The 17073-nt window shown below is 63.9% G+C and carries 18 protein-coding genes; 7 read left to right on the top strand and 11 right to left on the bottom strand.

The window, feature by feature from the left end; genetic code table 11:
* Positions 1-14: 14 nt before the first annotated feature.
* The 5 genes from AC3ANW_RS10350 to AC3ANW_RS10370 all read right to left on the bottom strand — a co-directional run bounded on the left by AC3ANW_RS10350 (position 15) and on the right by AC3ANW_RS10370 (position 5899).
* A complete protein-coding gene (locus AC3ANW_RS10350; RefSeq protein WP_488345088.1) occupies positions 15-806 on the bottom strand; it encodes an SDR family NAD(P)-dependent oxidoreductase in 792 nt (263 codons plus the stop codon).
* A gap of 34 nt (positions 807-840) precedes the next feature.
* Positions 841-1665 (bottom strand): HDOD domain-containing protein, encoded by an 825-nt coding sequence (locus AC3ANW_RS10355; RefSeq protein WP_488345089.1) that lies wholly within the window; start codon positions 1663-1665, stop codon positions 841-843.
* Between the two features lie 206 nt (positions 1666-1871).
* The gene (bioD, locus tag AC3ANW_RS10360) at positions 1872-2324 is read right to left on the bottom strand and encodes an ATP-dependent dethiobiotin synthetase BioD (protein WP_488345090.1); all 453 of its coding nucleotides are present in this window, start codon (positions 2322-2324) and stop codon (positions 1872-1874) included.
* Positions 2321-3550, bottom strand: coding sequence for an 8-amino-7-oxononanoate synthase (locus tag AC3ANW_RS10365; RefSeq protein ID WP_488345091.1), 1230 nt, complete (start codon positions 3548-3550; stop codon positions 2321-2323). Before AC3ANW_RS10365 ends, bioD begins: the two co-directional genes overlap by 4 nt.
* A gap of 6 nt (positions 3551-3556) precedes the next feature.
* Positions 3557-5899, bottom strand: a complete 2343-nt coding sequence (locus AC3ANW_RS10370; protein WP_488345092.1) for a Tex family protein — start codon at positions 5897-5899, stop codon at positions 3557-3559.
* A 204-nt stretch (positions 5900-6103) separates the two neighbouring features.
* Between AC3ANW_RS10370 and AC3ANW_RS10375 the strand changes: the two genes are divergently transcribed.
* Entirely contained in the window at positions 6104-6634 is a 531-nt protein-coding gene (locus AC3ANW_RS10375) for a hypothetical protein (protein WP_488345093.1), read from the top strand.
* Between the two features lie 4 nt (positions 6635-6638).
* Here the strand turns inward: AC3ANW_RS10375 and AC3ANW_RS10380 are convergent, their stop codons facing one another.
* On the bottom strand, positions 6639-7931 hold the full coding sequence (locus tag AC3ANW_RS10380; RefSeq protein ID WP_488345094.1) for a lyase family protein: 1293 nt from the start codon (positions 7929-7931) through the stop codon (positions 6639-6641).
* 319 nt (positions 7932-8250) lie between these two features.
* Here AC3ANW_RS10380 and AC3ANW_RS10385 point away from each other — a divergent pair, with 319 nt between their 5' ends.
* Positions 8251-10134 carry a monovalent cation:proton antiporter-2 (CPA2) family protein gene (locus AC3ANW_RS10385; protein ID WP_488345095.1) on the top strand — a complete coding sequence of 628 codons (1884 nt, stop codon included), beginning with the start codon at positions 8251-8253 and terminating at the stop codon, positions 10132-10134.
* 120 nt (positions 10135-10254) lie between these two features.
* A complete protein-coding gene (locus AC3ANW_RS10390) occupies positions 10255-10731 on the top strand; it encodes an SgcJ/EcaC family oxidoreductase (protein ID WP_488345096.1) in 477 nt (158 codons plus the stop codon).
* A gap of 35 nt (positions 10732-10766) precedes the next feature.
* Here the strand turns inward: AC3ANW_RS10390 and AC3ANW_RS10395 are convergent, their stop codons facing one another.
* The 3 genes from AC3ANW_RS10395 to AC3ANW_RS10405 are packed head-to-tail and all read right to left on the bottom strand — an operon-like array spanning position 10767 to position 12418.
* Positions 10767-11702, bottom strand: a complete 936-nt coding sequence (locus tag AC3ANW_RS10395) for a glutathione S-transferase family protein (protein ID WP_488345097.1) — start codon at positions 11700-11702, stop codon at positions 10767-10769.
* A 43-nt stretch (positions 11703-11745) separates the two neighbouring features.
* Positions 11746-12198, bottom strand: a complete 453-nt coding sequence (locus tag AC3ANW_RS10400) for a PaaI family thioesterase (protein ID WP_488345098.1) — start codon at positions 12196-12198, stop codon at positions 11746-11748.
* A 13-nt stretch (positions 12199-12211) separates the two neighbouring features.
* Positions 12212-12418 carry a hypothetical protein gene (locus tag AC3ANW_RS10405; protein ID WP_488345099.1) on the bottom strand — a complete coding sequence of 69 codons (207 nt, stop codon included), beginning with the start codon at positions 12416-12418 and terminating at the stop codon, positions 12212-12214.
* A 258-nt stretch (positions 12419-12676) separates the two neighbouring features.
* Here AC3ANW_RS10405 and AC3ANW_RS10410 point away from each other — a divergent pair, with 258 nt between their 5' ends.
* Both AC3ANW_RS10410 and AC3ANW_RS10415 read left to right on the top strand, forming a co-directional pair.
* Entirely contained in the window at positions 12677-13162 is a 486-nt protein-coding gene (locus AC3ANW_RS10410; protein ID WP_488345100.1) for a FecR family protein, read from the top strand.
* On the top strand, positions 13159-13782 hold the full coding sequence (locus AC3ANW_RS10415) for an OmpA family protein (protein ID WP_488345101.1): 624 nt from the start codon (positions 13159-13161) through the stop codon (positions 13780-13782). The genes AC3ANW_RS10410 and AC3ANW_RS10415 overlap by 4 nt, the downstream gene beginning before the upstream one ends.
* Positions 13783-13791: 9 nt before the next feature.
* Here AC3ANW_RS10415 and AC3ANW_RS10420 read toward each other — a convergent pair whose 3' ends face one another.
* On the bottom strand, positions 13792-14100 hold the full coding sequence (locus tag AC3ANW_RS10420) for a DUF1488 family protein (RefSeq protein ID WP_488345102.1): 309 nt from the start codon (positions 14098-14100) through the stop codon (positions 13792-13794).
* 161 nt (positions 14101-14261) lie between these two features.
* Here AC3ANW_RS10420 and AC3ANW_RS10425 point away from each other — a divergent pair, with 161 nt between their 5' ends.
* On the top strand, positions 14262-14948 hold the full coding sequence (locus AC3ANW_RS10425; RefSeq protein WP_488345103.1) for a response regulator transcription factor: 687 nt from the start codon (positions 14262-14264) through the stop codon (positions 14946-14948).
* Positions 14949-14952: 4 nt separating this feature from the next.
* On the opposite strand, the gene AC3ANW_RS10430 is transcribed toward AC3ANW_RS10425, so the two are convergent.
* The gene (locus AC3ANW_RS10430; protein WP_488345104.1) at positions 14953-16398 is read right to left on the bottom strand and encodes a sensor histidine kinase; all 1446 of its coding nucleotides are present in this window, start codon (positions 16396-16398) and stop codon (positions 14953-14955) included.
* A 209-nt stretch (positions 16399-16607) separates the two neighbouring features.
* Between AC3ANW_RS10430 and AC3ANW_RS10435 the strand changes: the two genes are divergently transcribed.
* On the top strand, positions 16608-17009 hold the full coding sequence (locus tag AC3ANW_RS10435) for a response regulator (RefSeq protein WP_488345105.1): 402 nt from the start codon (positions 16608-16610) through the stop codon (positions 17007-17009).
* Positions 17010-17073 lie beyond the last annotated feature (64 nt).

Consider the following 17073-nt stretch of genomic DNA (forward strand, 5'->3'; position numbering starts at 1 on the left):
TCAGGCAACATCCTTCAGACCACCGTCGGCGTAGTTGCGCCGTCCATCGGAACGATGGCGCCGTTGACATAGCTGGCCTTGGACGAAGACAAAAACACCACCATGGCGGCGATTTCATCGGGCCTGGCCACCCGGCCCATGGCCATGCGTGCGCCCGGGTCTGCCGGTGCCGGCCGGCCTTCCGAAGCCGCCATGCGGGCATCGACCTCGACCTGCTGCAGCAGCCTCTCGGTGGCGACCGGCCCCGGGTTGATGCCGTTCACACGCACGCCCTGCTTGGCGTAGGCGGCGGCCAGACCGGCGGTGGCCAGCATCAGCGCTGCGTTTGCCGAGCCGCCGGCGATATGCACCGGATTGCCCATCTTGCCGCCCATGCCGATCACGTTGACGATGGCGCCGGACGTGCGGGCGGCCATGCGTTTGACCACCGGGTCGATGACGTGGATGTAGGTGAAGTACTTGGCGTCCATGGCCGCATGCCAGGCCGATGCGTCCAGTTCGGCGGGCGGCGTGCGTTTGGCGGCGCCGGCGCTATTGACCAGGACGTCGATCGGGCCGACCTGTTCTTCGGCGGCGTCCACCATCTTCATGGCGGCATCGGCGTCGCGCAGGTCTGCCGGAAACATCGCGACCCGATCTGCCGCTTCGGCGCCCAGGCTGGCCACTGCGGCGGCCAGGTTTTCGGTGCTGCGAGCCACCAGCGTGACACGTGCGCCCTCGTCGAGGAAAGCCTTGGCGCATGCCAGGCCGATGCCGCGGCTGGCACCGGTGATCAATACGTGCTTGCCGGCAAGTTGCAGATCCATTTATCTCTCCAGGTTTTTTTGGAACCCGGGAGTGTCACGCAAACATCGCAGCCTCGCTGCCACTCGACCAATCGATCGGGTCCTGCTGCAGGACCGCGTCGATGTCCAGACCCAGCGCCAATCCGACCACGTCCGGAAAGCTGGTCGCGAGTTCGCGTTCGCTGAGCGCGGCCTCGCGTGCCCGGGCACGCCATGTCGCCAGGTGAAGGATGCCGGCCAGCGGTTCATAGGCGTCGTTGTCGAAGGGCGCGTGCTGGTATTGCAGTGCATCGACGATCTGCTCCGGGAAGTTCCAAGAGCTGCAGAGGCCGGCGCCGACCTGGCCCCAGGCAAAACCGAAGGTGCGCTGTTCTGCGCGGGCGCGGCGCGGGTCCAGCGGCGGCACCGTACGGTCCAGGGCCAGCACCGATTCACCCATTCCCAGATGCATGACGAGTTCACCCGCCGCGTGGATCAGGCCGGCAGTAAAGGCCGTGCCCTGGTTTTCACGCACGTTGCCGGCGAGCGCGCGGGAAATCTTGGCGACGTCCAGGCTGTAGCGCCAGAACTGCTGCATGGCGATGCCCGGAACGGTCTTGAAGGCACCGCTGAGGGCCGCCGTGCTGACCAGCGACCGAACATGGTTCATGCCCAGTATGGCGAGCGCTTCCGATACCGATCCGATGCGACCCGACAAATTGAAATGCGCGGAGTTGGCAAGTTGCAGCACCCGGGTCGCCAGGCCCGGATCGGTATTGACCAGCTGGTTCACCGTACGGAGATCGGGCTCCAACTTGTTGAGCTCGCTCATCAGCAGCGCCACCACCTTGGGGATGCTGGGCAAGGCGGCGGGCATCGCCAACAATTCAGAAAGCTGCATACGGGTAATCCTCGAACCGGACTGTCTTGGAACGTCTTGTTGCGGATTATCAGCGTCGAGATGTGTCAAAAAACATTTCAGTAGCGCTGTGGAATAGATCGACGCGATTCAGAAAAGCAATGTGCCAAATACTGCACGAACTTTTGGTGACAGTTTCAACAGCCGTACGAGAGGACAAGTGAACCACATGTCCCTGCGCGAAGTTGTCATGATCCGACCGGATACGACCGGCTGGGTTCCGCCCTCCCGGAGACGGTTGCGCGGATGGTGGCGTGGTCCAGGTGCGAGGCCACCGTCGCCGGCCCGGGTCGGGTCAGCCAAGGCACGATGCCCAGGCACGGCGCCCCATGGCGTCGCAGCAGTGCGACGCGAAGGGTGTGGATGTTTTCCTCGGGCCAGGGCGCATGTTCGTCGACCGTGTTGCCGACCCAGCCGACGATCTCCAGACCGCGCGCCCGCACTCCGCGGGCGGCAAGCAAGGCGGAGTCGAGGCTGGCCACACGCAGGCCCACCACCAAGATCACCGGCCACCGAAAGTCCCCGACCATCCCGTCGCGAAGGTGACCGTACTCAGCCAGCAACGGCGCCAGGCTCTCGCCGATCAGGGAACAGCCTACGCCGGCACCACTGCCGACGACGAACCATCCCTGCGCGGTCATGGCAGCAGGGTCTCCACCGCATCGGCCAGCGCCGAACTCAGGCGCCACACATCGGCTTCGGTATGCGATGCGCTCAGGCTGATGCGCAGGCGGGCGGTACCCACCGGCACGGTGGGCGGACGGATGACCGGCACCATCAGGCCGACCGCGTCCATGCCGGCGGCCAGGGCCAGGGCCGACTCGTTGTCTCCGACGATGAAAGGATGGATCGGCGTTTCCGACGGCGGCGCTTCCCAGCCCATGGGCGGCAGCGCTGCCACGATGCCGGCCAGCGTTTCGTGTAGCGTGGCTCCCAGCAGCCGCAGCTGGGCACGGCGCCGTTCGCCCTCCTCGCCCGTGACCAGTTTCAGGCTGGCACTGGCCGCATGGGCGACGGCCGGCGGCGCGGCCGTGGTGTTGATGTAGGCGCGAGCGCTTTGCACCAGCCAGGCAATGATGGTCGGATGCGCGGCCACGAAAGCGCCCGCCACACCCAGCGCCTTGCCGAGATTGCCCAGGTAGATGAAGCGCGGGCTGGACAGTCCGAAGTGCGCCAGCGAACCATGCCCCTGCGCACCCAGCACGCCGAACCCGTGGGCGTCGTCCACCACCACCCAGGCATCGTGCTGGCCGGCCAGGGCCAGCAATTCGGTCAACGGAGCGATGTCTCCGTCCATGCCGAATACCCCGTCGGTGACGATCAGCTTGACCTGGCTGCGGCTCTCGACGAGCTGCTTTTCGAGTGCCGCCAATTCGCCATGCGGGTAACGCAACACCTTGGCCTTGTGGGCCTTGGCCAGCGAGGTGCCGTCGACCAGCGAGACATGTTTGTGTTTGTCTGAAAACAGCGTGGCGTGTTCGTCGCCAAGCGCGCTGAGCAGGGCCAGGCTGGCCAGATAGCCGTTGCCGAAGTACAGCGCCTCGCAGCCGGGGATGGTTCCGGACTGGGTGGCGGCCAGTTCCTGTTCGAGCTGGGCGTGGGCACGCGAATGGCCTGTGAGCAAGGGCGACGAACCGCTGCCGACGCCGTAGCGCGCTGCTCCTTCGCCCAGCGCCTCGATCAGCGCGGGATGCCTGGCCATGCCCAGATAGTCGTTGCTGCCGAAGCTCAGCATGTCTCGCGGCCGGCCGCCGTCCATGCTCAACCGCTGCTGCGGTGCGCAGCCGGTTTCGGCCACACAGCGGCGACGGCGCAGCAGTTGCGTGTCGCGCTCGCGCAACTGGTGGTTCAGAAGGTCGAGCAGCATGCCCGTTCAACGGCCCTTGAGCTTGGCGAATGCCGATGCCATCGCCGAGCCGGCCATCGGAGCGCCGTTGTCCGGCGCGCCGCGCTGCGGACCTCGACCGCGGCCCGCCGGTTCGAACTTGTTGTCGCGGGCGCCGTCGCGGCGCGGCGCGGCGGCGTCGAGTTTCATGGTCAGGCTGATGCGCTTGCGCACCGGATCGACCTCCATCACCTTGACACGCACGATGTCGCCGGTCTTCACGACCTCGCGCGCATCCTCGACAAAACGGTGGGCCAGCTGGCTGACATGAATCAGGCCGTCCTGGTGAACGCCCAGGTCGACGAAGGCACCGAACTGCGCCACGTTGCTGACGGTGCCTTCGAGGATCATGTCGGGTCGCAGGTCGGCGATGTCTTCCACGCCGTCGTTGAAGCGTGCCACCTTGAAGTCCGGCCGCGGGTCGCGACCCGGTTTTTCCAGCTCGACCAGGATGTCCTTGACCGTCGGCGCGCCAAATCGCTCGTCGGCGAACTGTTCGGGTTTGAAGGCCCGCAACGAATCGGTACGGCCCATGACCTCGGCGATCGGCCGACCGGCCCTGGCGACGATACGTTCGACCAGCGGATAGGTTTCAGGGTGCACACCCGTCATGTCCAGTGGCTGCTCGCCGTTGCGGATCCGCAGGAAACCGGCGCTCTGCTCGAATGTCTTGGCGCCCAGGCCCGCAACCTGCATCAGTTGCTGCCGGTTGCGGAAGGCACCGTTGGCCTCGCGCCAGCGGACCACCGCCTTGGCCACGCCGCCCGACAGGCCCGACACACGAGCCAACAGCGGAGCGCTTGCGGTGTTCAGGTCCACACCCACCGCATTCACGCAGTCCTCGACCACGGCTTCGAGGGTGCGAGCCAGTTCGCCCTGATTCACGTCGTGCTGGTACTGGCCGACGCCGATGCTCTTCGGGTCGATCTTCACCAACTCGGCCAGCGGATCCTGCAGGCGTCGCGCAATGCTGGCGGCGCCGCGCAGGCTGACGTCGACGTCGGGCATTTCCTGGCTGGCGAATTCACTGGCGCTGTAGACGGACGCGCCGGATTCGCTGACCACCACCTTCTCGACGATCTTGCCGGCCTTGGCGGCCAGCTTGATCAGGTCCGCGGCCAGCTTGTCGGTTTCGCGGCTCGCCGTGCCGTTGCCGATGGCGATCAGGTTCACGCCGTGTTTTTCAGTGAGCTTGGCCAGGGTGTGCAACGAGCCTTCCCAGTCCTTGCGAGGCTCGTGCGGATAGACGGTCGAGGTTTCCAGCAGGCGGCCGGTGGCATCCACCACCGCCACCTTCACGCCGGTGCGGATACCCGGGTCCAGGCCCATCACGCAACGCGGCCCGGCGGGCGCCGCGAGCAGCAAGTCGCGCAGGTTGTCGGCGAACACCTTGATGGCGGTCTTTTCGGCGTCTTCCCGCAGGCGGCCGAACAGGTCGCGTTCGGTCGATAGCGACAACTTCACCTTCCAGGTCCAGGCGACGCATTTACGCAGCAGGTCGTCCGCCGGCCGGCCGGCGTGGCTCCAGCCGAGGTGGATTGCGATGCGGCCTTCGGCCACCGTCGGTTTGCCAGGCTCGGGCTCCACGGGCAGCAGCAGCTTGGCGTCCAGGATCTCCAGCGCCCGGCCGCGAAAAACTGCCAGCGCACGGTGCGAGGGAATGCGGCCGATGGGTTCGGAGTAATCGAAGTAGTCGCGGAACTTGGAGACTTCCGCGTCGTTCTCGTTCTTGCCCTCGAGCTTTTTCGAGGCCAGCACCCCTTCGGCCCACAGCCATTCGCGCAGTTTCTGCAGCAGGCCTGCATCTTCGGCCCAGCGCTCGGACAGGATGTCGCGGACACCGTCCAGCACGGCCGGTATGGTGGTGAAGTCGCTGCCGTCCTCGCCCTTTTCCGTCTTGACGAACGCCTTGGCTTCGTCGGCCGGAACCCGCGAGGGATCGGCGAACAGCAGGTCAGCCAACGGCTCGATGCCAGCTTCGCGGGCGATCAGGCCCTTGGTGCGGCGGCGTTGCTTGAACGGCAGGTACAGGTCTTCGAGTTCCTGCTTGGTGGGCGCGGCCTCGATGGCAGCCCGCAACGAATCGGTCAGCTTGCCTTGTTCCTCGATGCTCTTCACTACTGCGCTGCGCCGGTCTTCCAGTTCGCGCAGATAGGCCAGCCGGCTGTCCAGTTCCCGCAACTGGATGTCATCGAGACCGCCGGTGGCCTCCTTGCGATATCGGGCGATGAAGGGGACGGTGGCGCCGCCGTCAAGCAAGTCGACGGCGCTGCGGACCTGGCTCTCGGCAACGGAGAGTTCGGCGGCGATCTGGCGAAGGATTTTCTGCATCGGGTTTCAGTGTCGGCAGGCCTCGAATGGCCTCGAAAACAGCGGGAGCGACAAACGGCGGGCGAGTTTGCCATACCGCTCCGAGCACGTTCGGCGTGGGCGTAGACACATTTGCTTCATCTCGCGACACATCCGCTGTCAACGCCGCCGCAGGTATGACTACGATGACCGGCCACCCTGCTAAGCCCTCGCCGGCCCCCTTTCGTGCTCAAGCCCCTGCTTCATCTGGTCAAAACATTGCTCCGCGGCCTGTTCGTGGCAGTGATGCTGCCGATCCTGCTGTTCGAGGAATGGGGCTGGGAGCCGCTGGCACGGATGATGGCCAGACTGGCCTCGCATCGCATGTGGGCGGCGCTCGAAAAACGCATCTGCAGCCTGCCTCCCTGGGCGGCGCTGATGAGTTTCCTGGTCCCCGTCCTGCTGCTGCTGCCGGTCAAGCTGATGGCGTTGTGGCTGTTCGCCGAAGGCCACATGGCCACCGGTGTCCTGGTGCTGGGCGGCGCGAAGCTTGCAGGCACCGCGCTGGTGGCCCGCATCTTCCAGCTGACGCAGCCGGCGCTGATGCAGATCGCTTTCTTCGCCCGCTGGTACATCCGCTGGAAACGCTGGAAGGACGCAGCGCGGCTGACGGTGCGGTCACACCGGCTATGGCGTGCAGCCCGTCACCCGGGTGTCGCCCTCCGTCGCCGTTGGCGCGTATGGGGCCGCAGCCTGCGTGCCTGGGGCGCAGGCTGAACCACTAGGCGACCGCGGCGGGCCACGCGTCCGACTGAGAGATCACCTGCTCCACCAGCTGCGGCCCGCTGCCGAGGTAGGCGGACGGATCCAGCGCAGCGTCGATTTCCGCGGCGGACATCAGCACCGTGACGTCCCGACTTCTAAGCAGCACCTCGCGCAGGGGCTGGCCCTCACGCACGGCATGTTCGCAGGCACGCGAAACCAGGCGATGCGCAGTGCGCCGGCCCGACTTTCCGGCCAGCCGTGCCATCACGCTGTCGGCCATCGCCAAACCCTGGACGCCATCGATATTGCTGCGCATGCGCTGGGGAAAAACCTCCAGCCCGTCGAGGATCGCGGCCATTCGTGCCATGGCCGAATGCACCAGAAGGAATGTCTGCGGAACCACCAGTGTTTCGAGATTGCCCAGCCAGTCTCGCTGATGCTCGCGGCTTGCCGCGTCCATCACCACCGCCACGTTCTGGGTTGCCAGGCGCGCCTGCACCATGACACGGTCACAACCGGAATGTGGCATGACACCCGCACCGTGTTTGCCGCCAGCCACCGGCTCGCGCAATTCCTGCACCGCACTGCGGCTCATCGTGGCGATGGTGCCGGCCATGCCGGCCATCGTCGAAGCTGCAGCGGCGATGACAAACACGACCTCACAGATCTGGTTTCGCGAGGAAACGCCGGTTTCCAGCGACGCATGCAAACCCAGTTCGCTTAGCAAGGAGGCCTGGACTTCGCTCCCCCGGTCGCCCAGGACGGCAAGCTCTCCTAACGCGCCGCCGAAATGACCGGCGGAGAGATTCAGGCGCACGCTGGCGAGCCGAGCCGCCTGTCGTTCGACCTCGTTCAGCCAGACAGCACAACGAAAACCAAAAGTCGTCGGCAAGGCCGGTATTCCGTCGGTGCGCGACAGCATCAGCGTGGATTGGTAAGCCTCCGTCATGCCACGCAACAGCTTGCCGATTCGGTGGGCCTCGGCCTCCAGTACGGCCAATGCGTCGCGCAGTTGCAGGGCAAATGCGATGTCGGCAATGTCGAGCATGGCCGCACCCCAGTGCAGATACTCGCCGGCGCTGCCGCACGCCTCTCCGAGCTGGTCGAGGGAAGGGAGGACCGGATAACCGAAAGCCTCGATATCCTGGCGGAGACGCTCCCAATTCACGGACAGACCCAGGGCTCGCCGTGATATCTCCTCGTAGGCCTGCGCCGGAATCAGCCCGATATCGGCCTCCACCTTGGCCAGCGCTACCTGGGTCCGCAAAAAATACGCGACGCGAGTTTCGTCCGAAAACACCGATCTCATGTCTTCCGTACCAAAAAAATTCCTGAACAACTTCGAGCCATGTATCGGCATGTTTACCCCCTGACAAGAATGTTTACAAAACTCTGCGGTGTGGCCCGATCAGGCGCATTTGCGAAGGCTCCGCTCGCTTGTTAACCTCATCTTGAATGCCGAGACGATTAGTTACAACAGTCTTTTTGGCCCATTGGAACACGCGTTCATTTTTTTCACGTCACGCTTTGGTCTGACGCGATGTGGCAGACCGATCCCACGATTCACAATCGGCAGCACCGCGCTTGCCAAAGCTGCGATACCAAACACACAAACGGATAAAAAAGGGATGGGCCTCATGGTCGAACACGGCAGCGAACTGGTGAAGGCAGTGGTGGTACTGGCGGCGGGTGTGATCGCCGTTCCGCTCTTCAAACGCCTCGGGCTGGGCACGGTGCTGGGATACCTGGCAGCGGGGCTTGCGATCGGGCCGTCCGGCCTCGCTGTTTTTGGAGACCCACAGTCGGTACTGGGCCTGGCCGAATTCGGCGTGGTGATGTTTCTTTTCGTCATAGGCCTCGAAATGCAACCCAGCCGTCTCTGGAGCTTGCGCCGCGAGATATTCGGCCTCGGCCTGCTCCAGTTGGTGGTCTGCGGGCTGGCGCTGACCGGCGCCGGTGTCCTCGCGGGTTTTGCACCTGCGGCGGCGTTCATCGGCGCAATGGGTTTTGTGCTGTCTTCCACCGCCATCGTGATGCAGATGCTCAACGAGCGCGGGGAAACATCGACCAAGAAGGGGCAGCGCATCGTGTCGGTGCTGCTGCTGGAAGACCTGGCCATCGTGCCGCTGCTGGCCATCGTCGCAGCACTGGCGCCTGATTCCGGCTCGGACGACGGTGTCTCTCGCTGGGTCCAGGTCGGCATAGCCCTGGGTGGCCTGATCACGCTGGTGGCGGTCAGCCGCTTCCTGCTGAATCCGCTGTTTCGCCTGCTGTCGAAGGCGCGGGCCCGCGAAGTGATGGCGGCCGCGGCGCTGCTGGTGGTTCTTGGTGCGGCCCTGGCCATGCAGGCAAGCGGACTGTCGATGGCCCTCGGTGCTTTTGCTGCCGGCGTGATGCTGTCCGAATCCACGTTCCGCCATCAACTCGAAGCCGACGTCGAACCCTTCCGCGGTCTGCTGCTGGGGCTTTTCTTCATGGGCGTCGGCATGTCGCTCGACCTGGGCCTGATGCGCGCCGACTGGGCCATGCTGCTCGGCGGCGTGGTGGTCGCCATGACACTCAAGTCCGGTGGGGTCTACCTGGTTGCCCGGCTCATGAAGGCACGGCATCCGGAAGCCCTGGAACGCGCCGCGCTCATGACACAGGGCGGCGAATTCGCCTTTGTCCTTTACGGTGCTGCAGCCGGCGCCGGCATCATCGAAGGCCACGTCAACGCCCTGCTCACCGCCTCGGTCATTTTGTCGATGGCGCTGACGCCGGTCGCGGTCTTCGCACTTCGCTGGCTGCTGCCGGCGCGCCAGCCACAGGACATGCGCAATGTGCGCGACATCATCGATGCCGCCCGTGCCGGCGAAGAGATCGCGGGCAACGTGGTGGTGATCGGCTTCGGACGCTTCTCGCAAATCACCTGCCAGACACTGCTGGCGCGCGGCGTCGACGTGACCATCATCGAGAACGACACCGACATGATCCGCACCGCCGGCCGTTTCGGTTTCCATGCCTATTACGGCGACGGAACCCGCATGGACGTCCTGCGCGCCGCCGGGGCGGCCCACGCCCAGGCGCTGCTGGTGTGCGTCAACGACAGGGAGGCCGCGACCCGCATCGTCGAGTTGGCCAAGAAGGCATTTCCGCTGGTGCCAGTGCTGGCCCGCGCCTATGACCGCCAGCACGCCATCGAACTCATCCGGCACGGCGTCGACTGGCAACTGCGGGAAACATTCGAGTCGGCGATGGAATTCGGCAGCGAGGCACTGCGCCGCCTGGGCGTCAGCGAAGGCGACATCGCAGAAGTCTCGGAAGACGTGCGGCGCCGTGATGCCGAGCGCCTGCAACTCCAGATGGCAGGCGGGATCCAGCAGGGCCTCGACCTGGTGCGCGGCAACCGCTGGACTGCCGCCCCGCTGACCAAACCCAAACGCACCGGCAATGCCCTGAACGATGCCGCTGCCGCCGCGCTGAAGGTCAGCGAATCACCGCCGGCACCCGGCAAGACCGGGCCGGTGCCGTGAGCGTTGATTTGCTTCGGCCGTAAGCGATATTTACGATTGAATCGAATGGCTAGCCGATGAATATTCAAGGAAATCTTTGCGGACAATCGCCGCGTCGATTATCTCCATCCTTGGATTCTCATGAAACCTTACCACTCTTTCCGTTATGCCATTATCTCGTTGATCGCATGCGCGTCATTATCGCCCGCCCATGCGCGCCTTGTTTCTTCAGTCGAAAGTTGCCACGCCACCACCTCTCAGCAAATAGAGAACCTGTTCGACGAATGGAAGAATGCGGTGCAGACGGGCAACGCCGAGGCGGTGGTCGCACTTTACGCAGAACAGTCTGCACTGCTGCCCACCTTCTCAGCACGGCCGAAGCTCACCCGCGATGAGAAGATCGATTATTTCAGCCATTTCCTGATGCTTCGACCGGTAGGCAAGATCGACAGCAGCTGGACAACAGTCCATTGCAATTCGGCATTGAGTACGGGTCTATATACATTCACCGTCAAGGACGGGCGTGTGATCAAGGCACGTTATACATTCACCTACGAATACGATGACGGTGACGATCGCTGGAAAATCACCAGCCATCATTCATCCGTCGTCCCGTGAAAATATCCAATGAATCCCCGCCCGATCCCGAAAGGTCAGGCAAGCGGTTTCAGCACATAACCGATGCGCGGGAAATGCACATGCACCGTGCCGGCGCGTGCGTCTTCACGCCGCAGCGTGAGATGCATGCGTGTGGCTGCCACCAGCACGCCTTCGGTCGGTTCTGTACCGAAGGTTTCGGCCGCGACGCTGACCGATGAACCGAGGGGAATGCCGTGATCGTCCTGAAACACCTGGTCTTCCACCGGCAGCGGCGTCGCGGCGGAGGCGACTGCGATGGCCTCGGCAACGTCCATCTCGGACGATTCGCCATGCCCGATCATGGCCATGCGGTCCATCCAGTCCAGTACTGCTGGCGTCAACTCGAGGATGTGCGCGACCGCCGGCACCCGGGTGCGGGTGAACCACAACGGGTGATAAACAGAAAAATCGGCGATGCAGGGCGTTTCGCCCAGCAGGAACGGCCGGTCGTCCAGCATGTCGGAAAGCCGCCGGAGATAAGACTTGTAGGCAGCGGCGGCGTCTTCTGGCCGCAGTCTGGTCATGTTGTTCTGCGACATGGCCGCCCGGTCGTTCACGAATGCCTTCATGGCTTCCGGCGGCGCGCTGCCGAACAGTTGCTCCCGCGCCGCCGGCTGCAGGTTCCAGGCCATGGCGCTCCAGAACAAGGTGCTGTCCGCCCATTGCGACATCACCCGGCCCAGGCCTTTCTCGGGTTCCGGATAGAGCGTCGGCGCGGGCTGGAGATGTTCGATGACATCGCACATCAGCGCGGTGTCGCAGTAGATGTCGGCCCCGATCTGCAGCACCGGAGTCCGGCGATAGCCACCGGTGAGCGCCATCAGGTCCGGTTTGGGAGCAATGCGCGGGGAAGTGACATAACGCCAGGCGATCTGCTTGAAACCCAGTACCAGCCGTATCTTTTCGGAGAAAGGCGAGCTGGGGTAGTTGTGCAGGATCAATTCGGGCATCGGCGGCTCCTTGGATCGTGGGGTTGCAGGCGGGAAAACCGGTTCAGTCGGTCGAAGGCTGGTCGTTGACCGGACCGCCGTCACCCTGCGGCGGCCGCGGCATGTACTTGAAAGTACCGGTAGCGTGTGCGCAGACCTGACCGTCCGCATCCTCGATGGTGGCTTCCAGGAACGCCATGCTGCGGGTGCGGTGCATCAGCCGGCCGCGTCCCATGACCGGACCACGCGCCGTGCGCATGAAGGAAGTCTTCATCTCGATCGTGACCATGCCGGATGCCGGCTGAACGCTGCGCCCGGCCGCCGCCATGGTGACGTCGAGCAGCGTCATCTGCGCACCCCCGTGGATAACGCCGAAGGAGTTGAGGTGTTCCGGCCGCGGGCTGAAACTCAGCGCCGAATGGCCGTCGGCCATGTGCACGATATCGATACCCAGGTGCTGGGCGAACGGAATGGCGATCTGGCGCCATTCGGCAATGTTTTCCTGTTCTGTCGGCATGGTTCGTCTGTCTTCAGTTCTTGTCTTGTTGCATGCGCGCGCGCACGAAAATGAGCGCCACGCCCACCGCGGCAACGATGAGGCCCACCACCATCAGTGCGCCGCCCGCGCCCGCTGCGGCGTGTCTGACCGCAAGACCGAGGATCAGAGCCAGCATTCCGCCGTAGATGAGTATCCAGACAAGACGTTCGATGCGGGCAATGGTGGTGGCAGCTGCCATTGTGTGGTCCTCTCGGTGCAATTTCGGTGAGCCGGAATCATAGGCTGCGTGCGGGCACGGAATCTGGCCCGCCGCACGCGTCATCTCGCATCGAGACGCCGCCATCCATAAATTCGCTTCCTGGCGATTCCGGGTGACACTACGCACCTTGAGCAAAAACCCGCTGATAAAAGTAAGAGCGCACGACGTTCCTGCACCAACATGCCGCCTCGTTTCCTGGTTCCATCCGCCATCCTTCCTCCGCTTCGCCTCGTCCTGATGGCCAGTCTTGTTTCCGTCGGCGTTGTGGCCGGCATGGCGCCTGCGCAGGCGCAGACCGCCAGTTCCGCCCCTGCTGCGGACGCTTCGGCCGATCGCGCCGGCACCATCAAGCTGGCGAACGGAAAGGTAGCCGCTGCAGCCGGCAACAGCGCTGATCGACCGCTGGCGGCCGGAGATCCGGTCTTCAGCACCGACCGTGTGACCACGGGCGCCGACAGTTCGGTCAGCCTGGTGCTGCGCGACGGCACGACCATCGTGCTGGGGCAGTCCAGCCGCATGGAACTGAAGTCGTTCGCCTTCAACACGACCACCTATCAAGGCAATCTTGCGGTAATGGTCCTGCGCGGAAGCATGCGGATGATCAGCGGGCTCATCCGCAAGAACAACGTGGATGGCGTGCAGATCGAAACGCCTACCGCCGTCATCGGAATTCGCGGCACCGACTTCATCGTCGATGTCGACCCCGCAGGAGAGGCGCGATGAGCCATCGCCTGAAATCGTCGGCCGTGCTGATGCTGGTCGCCTTGCTTGCCTCGTGCGCAAAGCCGCCGCAGCGCGCCATGACCCGCGTCACCCTGCTGCCGCAGGCGGACGGTTCCGCATCTGCGGTGACGGTGCGCGCCAGTGGCGGAGGCAACACCGAGGAACTTCGCCTCAGCGAACCCTATCAGGTGGCAGTGGCGATGCGGGACCAACCAGTGTCGGTGACGACCGACGATGCAGAAAAGGTCAAGAAAGCCTACGGTGCCCTGTTCAGTGCCGCGCCACCGGCAGCGTCGCGTTTCGTGGTTTATTTTCGCAGCGGCACGACCGAACTGACCCGCGAATCCGAGCAGACCATGGTCAAGGTGCTGGCCGAAGCACGGGCGCGAAGTGGTGCCGAGATCCTGGTGACCGGTTTCACCGACACCACCGGATCAAGCGATACCAACGACGCCCTGTCGTTGCGACGCGCCGACATCGTCCGCGGCCAGTTCATCGCAGTCGGCTTCTCGGAGGCGCTGGTGGTGGCCAATGGCCGCGGCGAACGCGAACTAGCGGTCCAGACCGCGAACAACGTGAGCGAACCCCGCAACCGGCGCGTCACCATCGTCGTGCACTGATCCAGATTTTCAGGCGGTGATACCGGAGAAATCCGCGACGTCCAGGCAGACCGGCCTGTCGGGATGGTCCAGATGGACAGCCGTGGCCCTTGCATCGATCAGCCGGGCATTCTTCCGGTAGGCCTCCAGCCAGGTGGACGGACTCCGGCCGGCAGCGAATATGGTCTGCAGCGCCCGTTCCGAAATCCTCATCGGGATGTTTTCACCGTCGATCTCCACCGCAAAACTCAGCCCGCCAATCGAAGTGTTGCGCCGGCTGGGACGACGGACTGAGATGGGGCGTTCCGGCATGAACAGCCAGTTGGATGCTCGTTTCATGTGGTCGTGGGCGTTGCCGTTTCGTCATTTCATGATTTGTCGATCATTTCTGATCGCTGAATGTCAGTGTAATGATTTAGCGCTTACAACAAGGCCTTGTTACACGGCGCAGTCGTGGTTCATCGGTTAACCTGCGGCACCGTTTTTCTTGCGGGTTTTGCGTGTTTCCTCAAAATATTGCGCTGGTCGATGACGACCTGGAATTTTCCGAATTCCTGGCCCACCACCTCAAAGACCAGTCTGGGGCAGTGCGGGTCTTCAACGACAGCAGCGACCTCCTGTCCGACCGCGAAGCCTTTTTCTTCGATTTCTACATCGTCGACCTCATGCTGCCGGGGGTCGACGGCATTGAGCTTTTGCGTATCCTGAGGCGGCGCACACAGGCGGGCATCCTGGTGGTGTCCGGCCGGATGGCGCCAGATGTTTTCGATCAGGCGATCACCGCGGGCGCCGACATGTACCTCGCCAAACCCGTGCGGCTGGAGCAGGTTGCGCTGGCGGTGCACGCGGTCCAGCGGCGCGTGCAGGGCTCGCATGAGCAGACCAAGACCTGGAAACTGGACCACACCAGCAGCGAACTGACGGCGCCCGACGGTATCCGCATCAGTCTCAGCGACAACGACCGGGCCGTGCTGGAGTGTTTCATCGATGCGGCCGGAGCGCCGGTTTCCAGAACCCAGCTACTTCGAAAGCTGGGCCGTGTCGAACCGGACGAGACCGACAACCTGCTGCATGCCAGCATTTACCGCCTGCGCCGCCGCATCGAGCGGGCAACCCCGATGCTGGCGCCGCTGCAGTCCGTGCCGCGGCAGGGCTATGTCTTCAGGGCGCTGCTGGTTCGCGCCTGAAGTGTCATTGCGGGACGACCAGGCGGACCTTCAACCCGCCGCCGGGTCGGGCTTCGGCAGAAACCTGGCCTCCGTGCAGTTCCATCACGCGCCGCACGATGTAAAGCCCCAGCCCGTGCCCGTGCCGGTTATGAACCTGGTCGCCGCGCGCCCCGCGGGTGAACAGACGCGGCAGCAATTCGGCGTCGATGCCGGGCCCTTCGTCGCAGACCTCGAAAACCAGGGCCAGTGGCTCGTCCGAGTCCGCGATGTGCACCAACACCGGTGACCCGGCAGGCGAATAGGCGAGCGCATTGGCGATGACGTTTCGCAGGGCCAGCCGCATCAACCCGGCGTTCATGGCTGCCGTGCGGGTTCCACTGCCCCGCTCGCGAAGCACACGGCCGTGGCTTTGCGGATCGATGTCGCCCAGCGCCAGGTCAAGCAAGACATCGACATCGACATCCTGTCGCGACGCCGGCGCATGACCGGCTAGCAGCACGGCATCGGACAGGGTGTTGTCCAGCGCCGAATTGACCTGCATCAGCACCGAGTTGGCGCGGCGCAGGCGGACCGCGGCATCGGCACGCGCGGCGGTGCCGTCGGCATCGGGATGTTCGATGGCGTGGCTGGCACTGGTGAGCGCTGCCAGCGCGTTGTTCAGCGGCTGCCGTACTTCGTGTGCCAGTGCACCCAGCATTTCGTCACGCTGGGCGAGCAGGCGCGCACGCTCTTCCAGCAGGGCGGATTGCTCGCGCACCCGCAGCTCCGTCTGCAGCAGGCGCTCATGTTCGCGGGCGAGCGCTGCGGTGCTGTGCAGTTCCTTTCTGTTCGCCGACTCGAGCGCGATGCCGATGTAACCCAGGTTTCCGCATAGCGCGGCCAGGAAGGCTGCCAGCAGCATCAAGCCGAAATCCATGCTGACCAGCGTCGGCAGCACCGAGGCATCGCTCAACGAAACCGTGAACAAGCGCAATGCCAGAGCAGTCGCCAGCACGCCGGATGTGGCGGACAGCAGTGCGGCGTTTCGATAACGGCTGCGCCGGTACACCTGCCAGGCCAGCCAGCCCATCATCAGCGCGCCGGAAAGGTGGATCAGGTTCGCAACGGCCAACCGCAGCCGGTATTCATCGATCAGCACCTGGAAGGCAGCGTAGAGCAGCACGACCGCCCCCCAGCGGACCAGATAAGCACTATCGCCACCACGCCGCCCCAATTCCCGGCGAAGTGCCGCACAGCGCAGCGGATAACCGGCAAATGCCAGCGGCCCGCCGAGCGTGAAGGACAGCCAGATCGGCTGGCTTTCACGCAAGGAAATAAGCATGAAACCGAACCCGAACAAAAGGCTGCCGGAACACCACAGCGCGACCGAACGTCTGTCATGTTTGCGGTACAGAATATTCCAGGCGATCAGCGGCAAGGCGACATGCATCATTCCGACGATCAGTGATGCCGTTTGCCATTGGGTCATGGTGGTGGAGCCGGTTCAGGTTTCAAAAGTGGCAGGAACGAAAGCCGACCGCCGCCTCGCAGAAGCGGCCGGTTACGAACACGGATCGTTTGTGAGCGACCATGGCATGAACACGCGATCAGCTTGCTTTCCTACGGGCGGCTGTAGTGATCCCCCACCTTCTTCCACGCCTGCTGTGCATACAGTGGCATGAACCAAGAGAACCTTTCATGGCACTGAATATCTTTCTCGTAGAAGACAACCGGATCGTTCGTACCGCGCTGACCGACATGTTGCAGGAAACCCTGGACTGTCGCGTCGTTGCGTCTGCTGCGACCGAACCCGAGGCCACACGGTGGCTCACGAATCATCAGGTGGACTGGGACATCGCCGTCATCGACCTCACGCTGGCCCAGGGTAATGGTCTCGGTGTGCTTGCGAGTTGTCGCGATCGCCAACCCCATCAGCGCGCCGTGGTGCTGACCGGCCATGCCGACGTGGCGATTCGTGCCCGATGTGCCGAACTGGCGGCAAATGCTGTTTTCGACAAGACCACCGAACTAGACCTTCTGTTTGCCTATTGTTGTGGACGTGAGACCCCCGAAAACAACCTGCTTGCAGCCGCCACTTAGGGGTCCGCTCGCAACGCTGGCTAGACTTGGCGCTTTCAACTGCCAGGATCCGCCAGTCAATGCA

Source organism: Xylophilus sp. PBN-3R, from assembly GCF_057747805.1.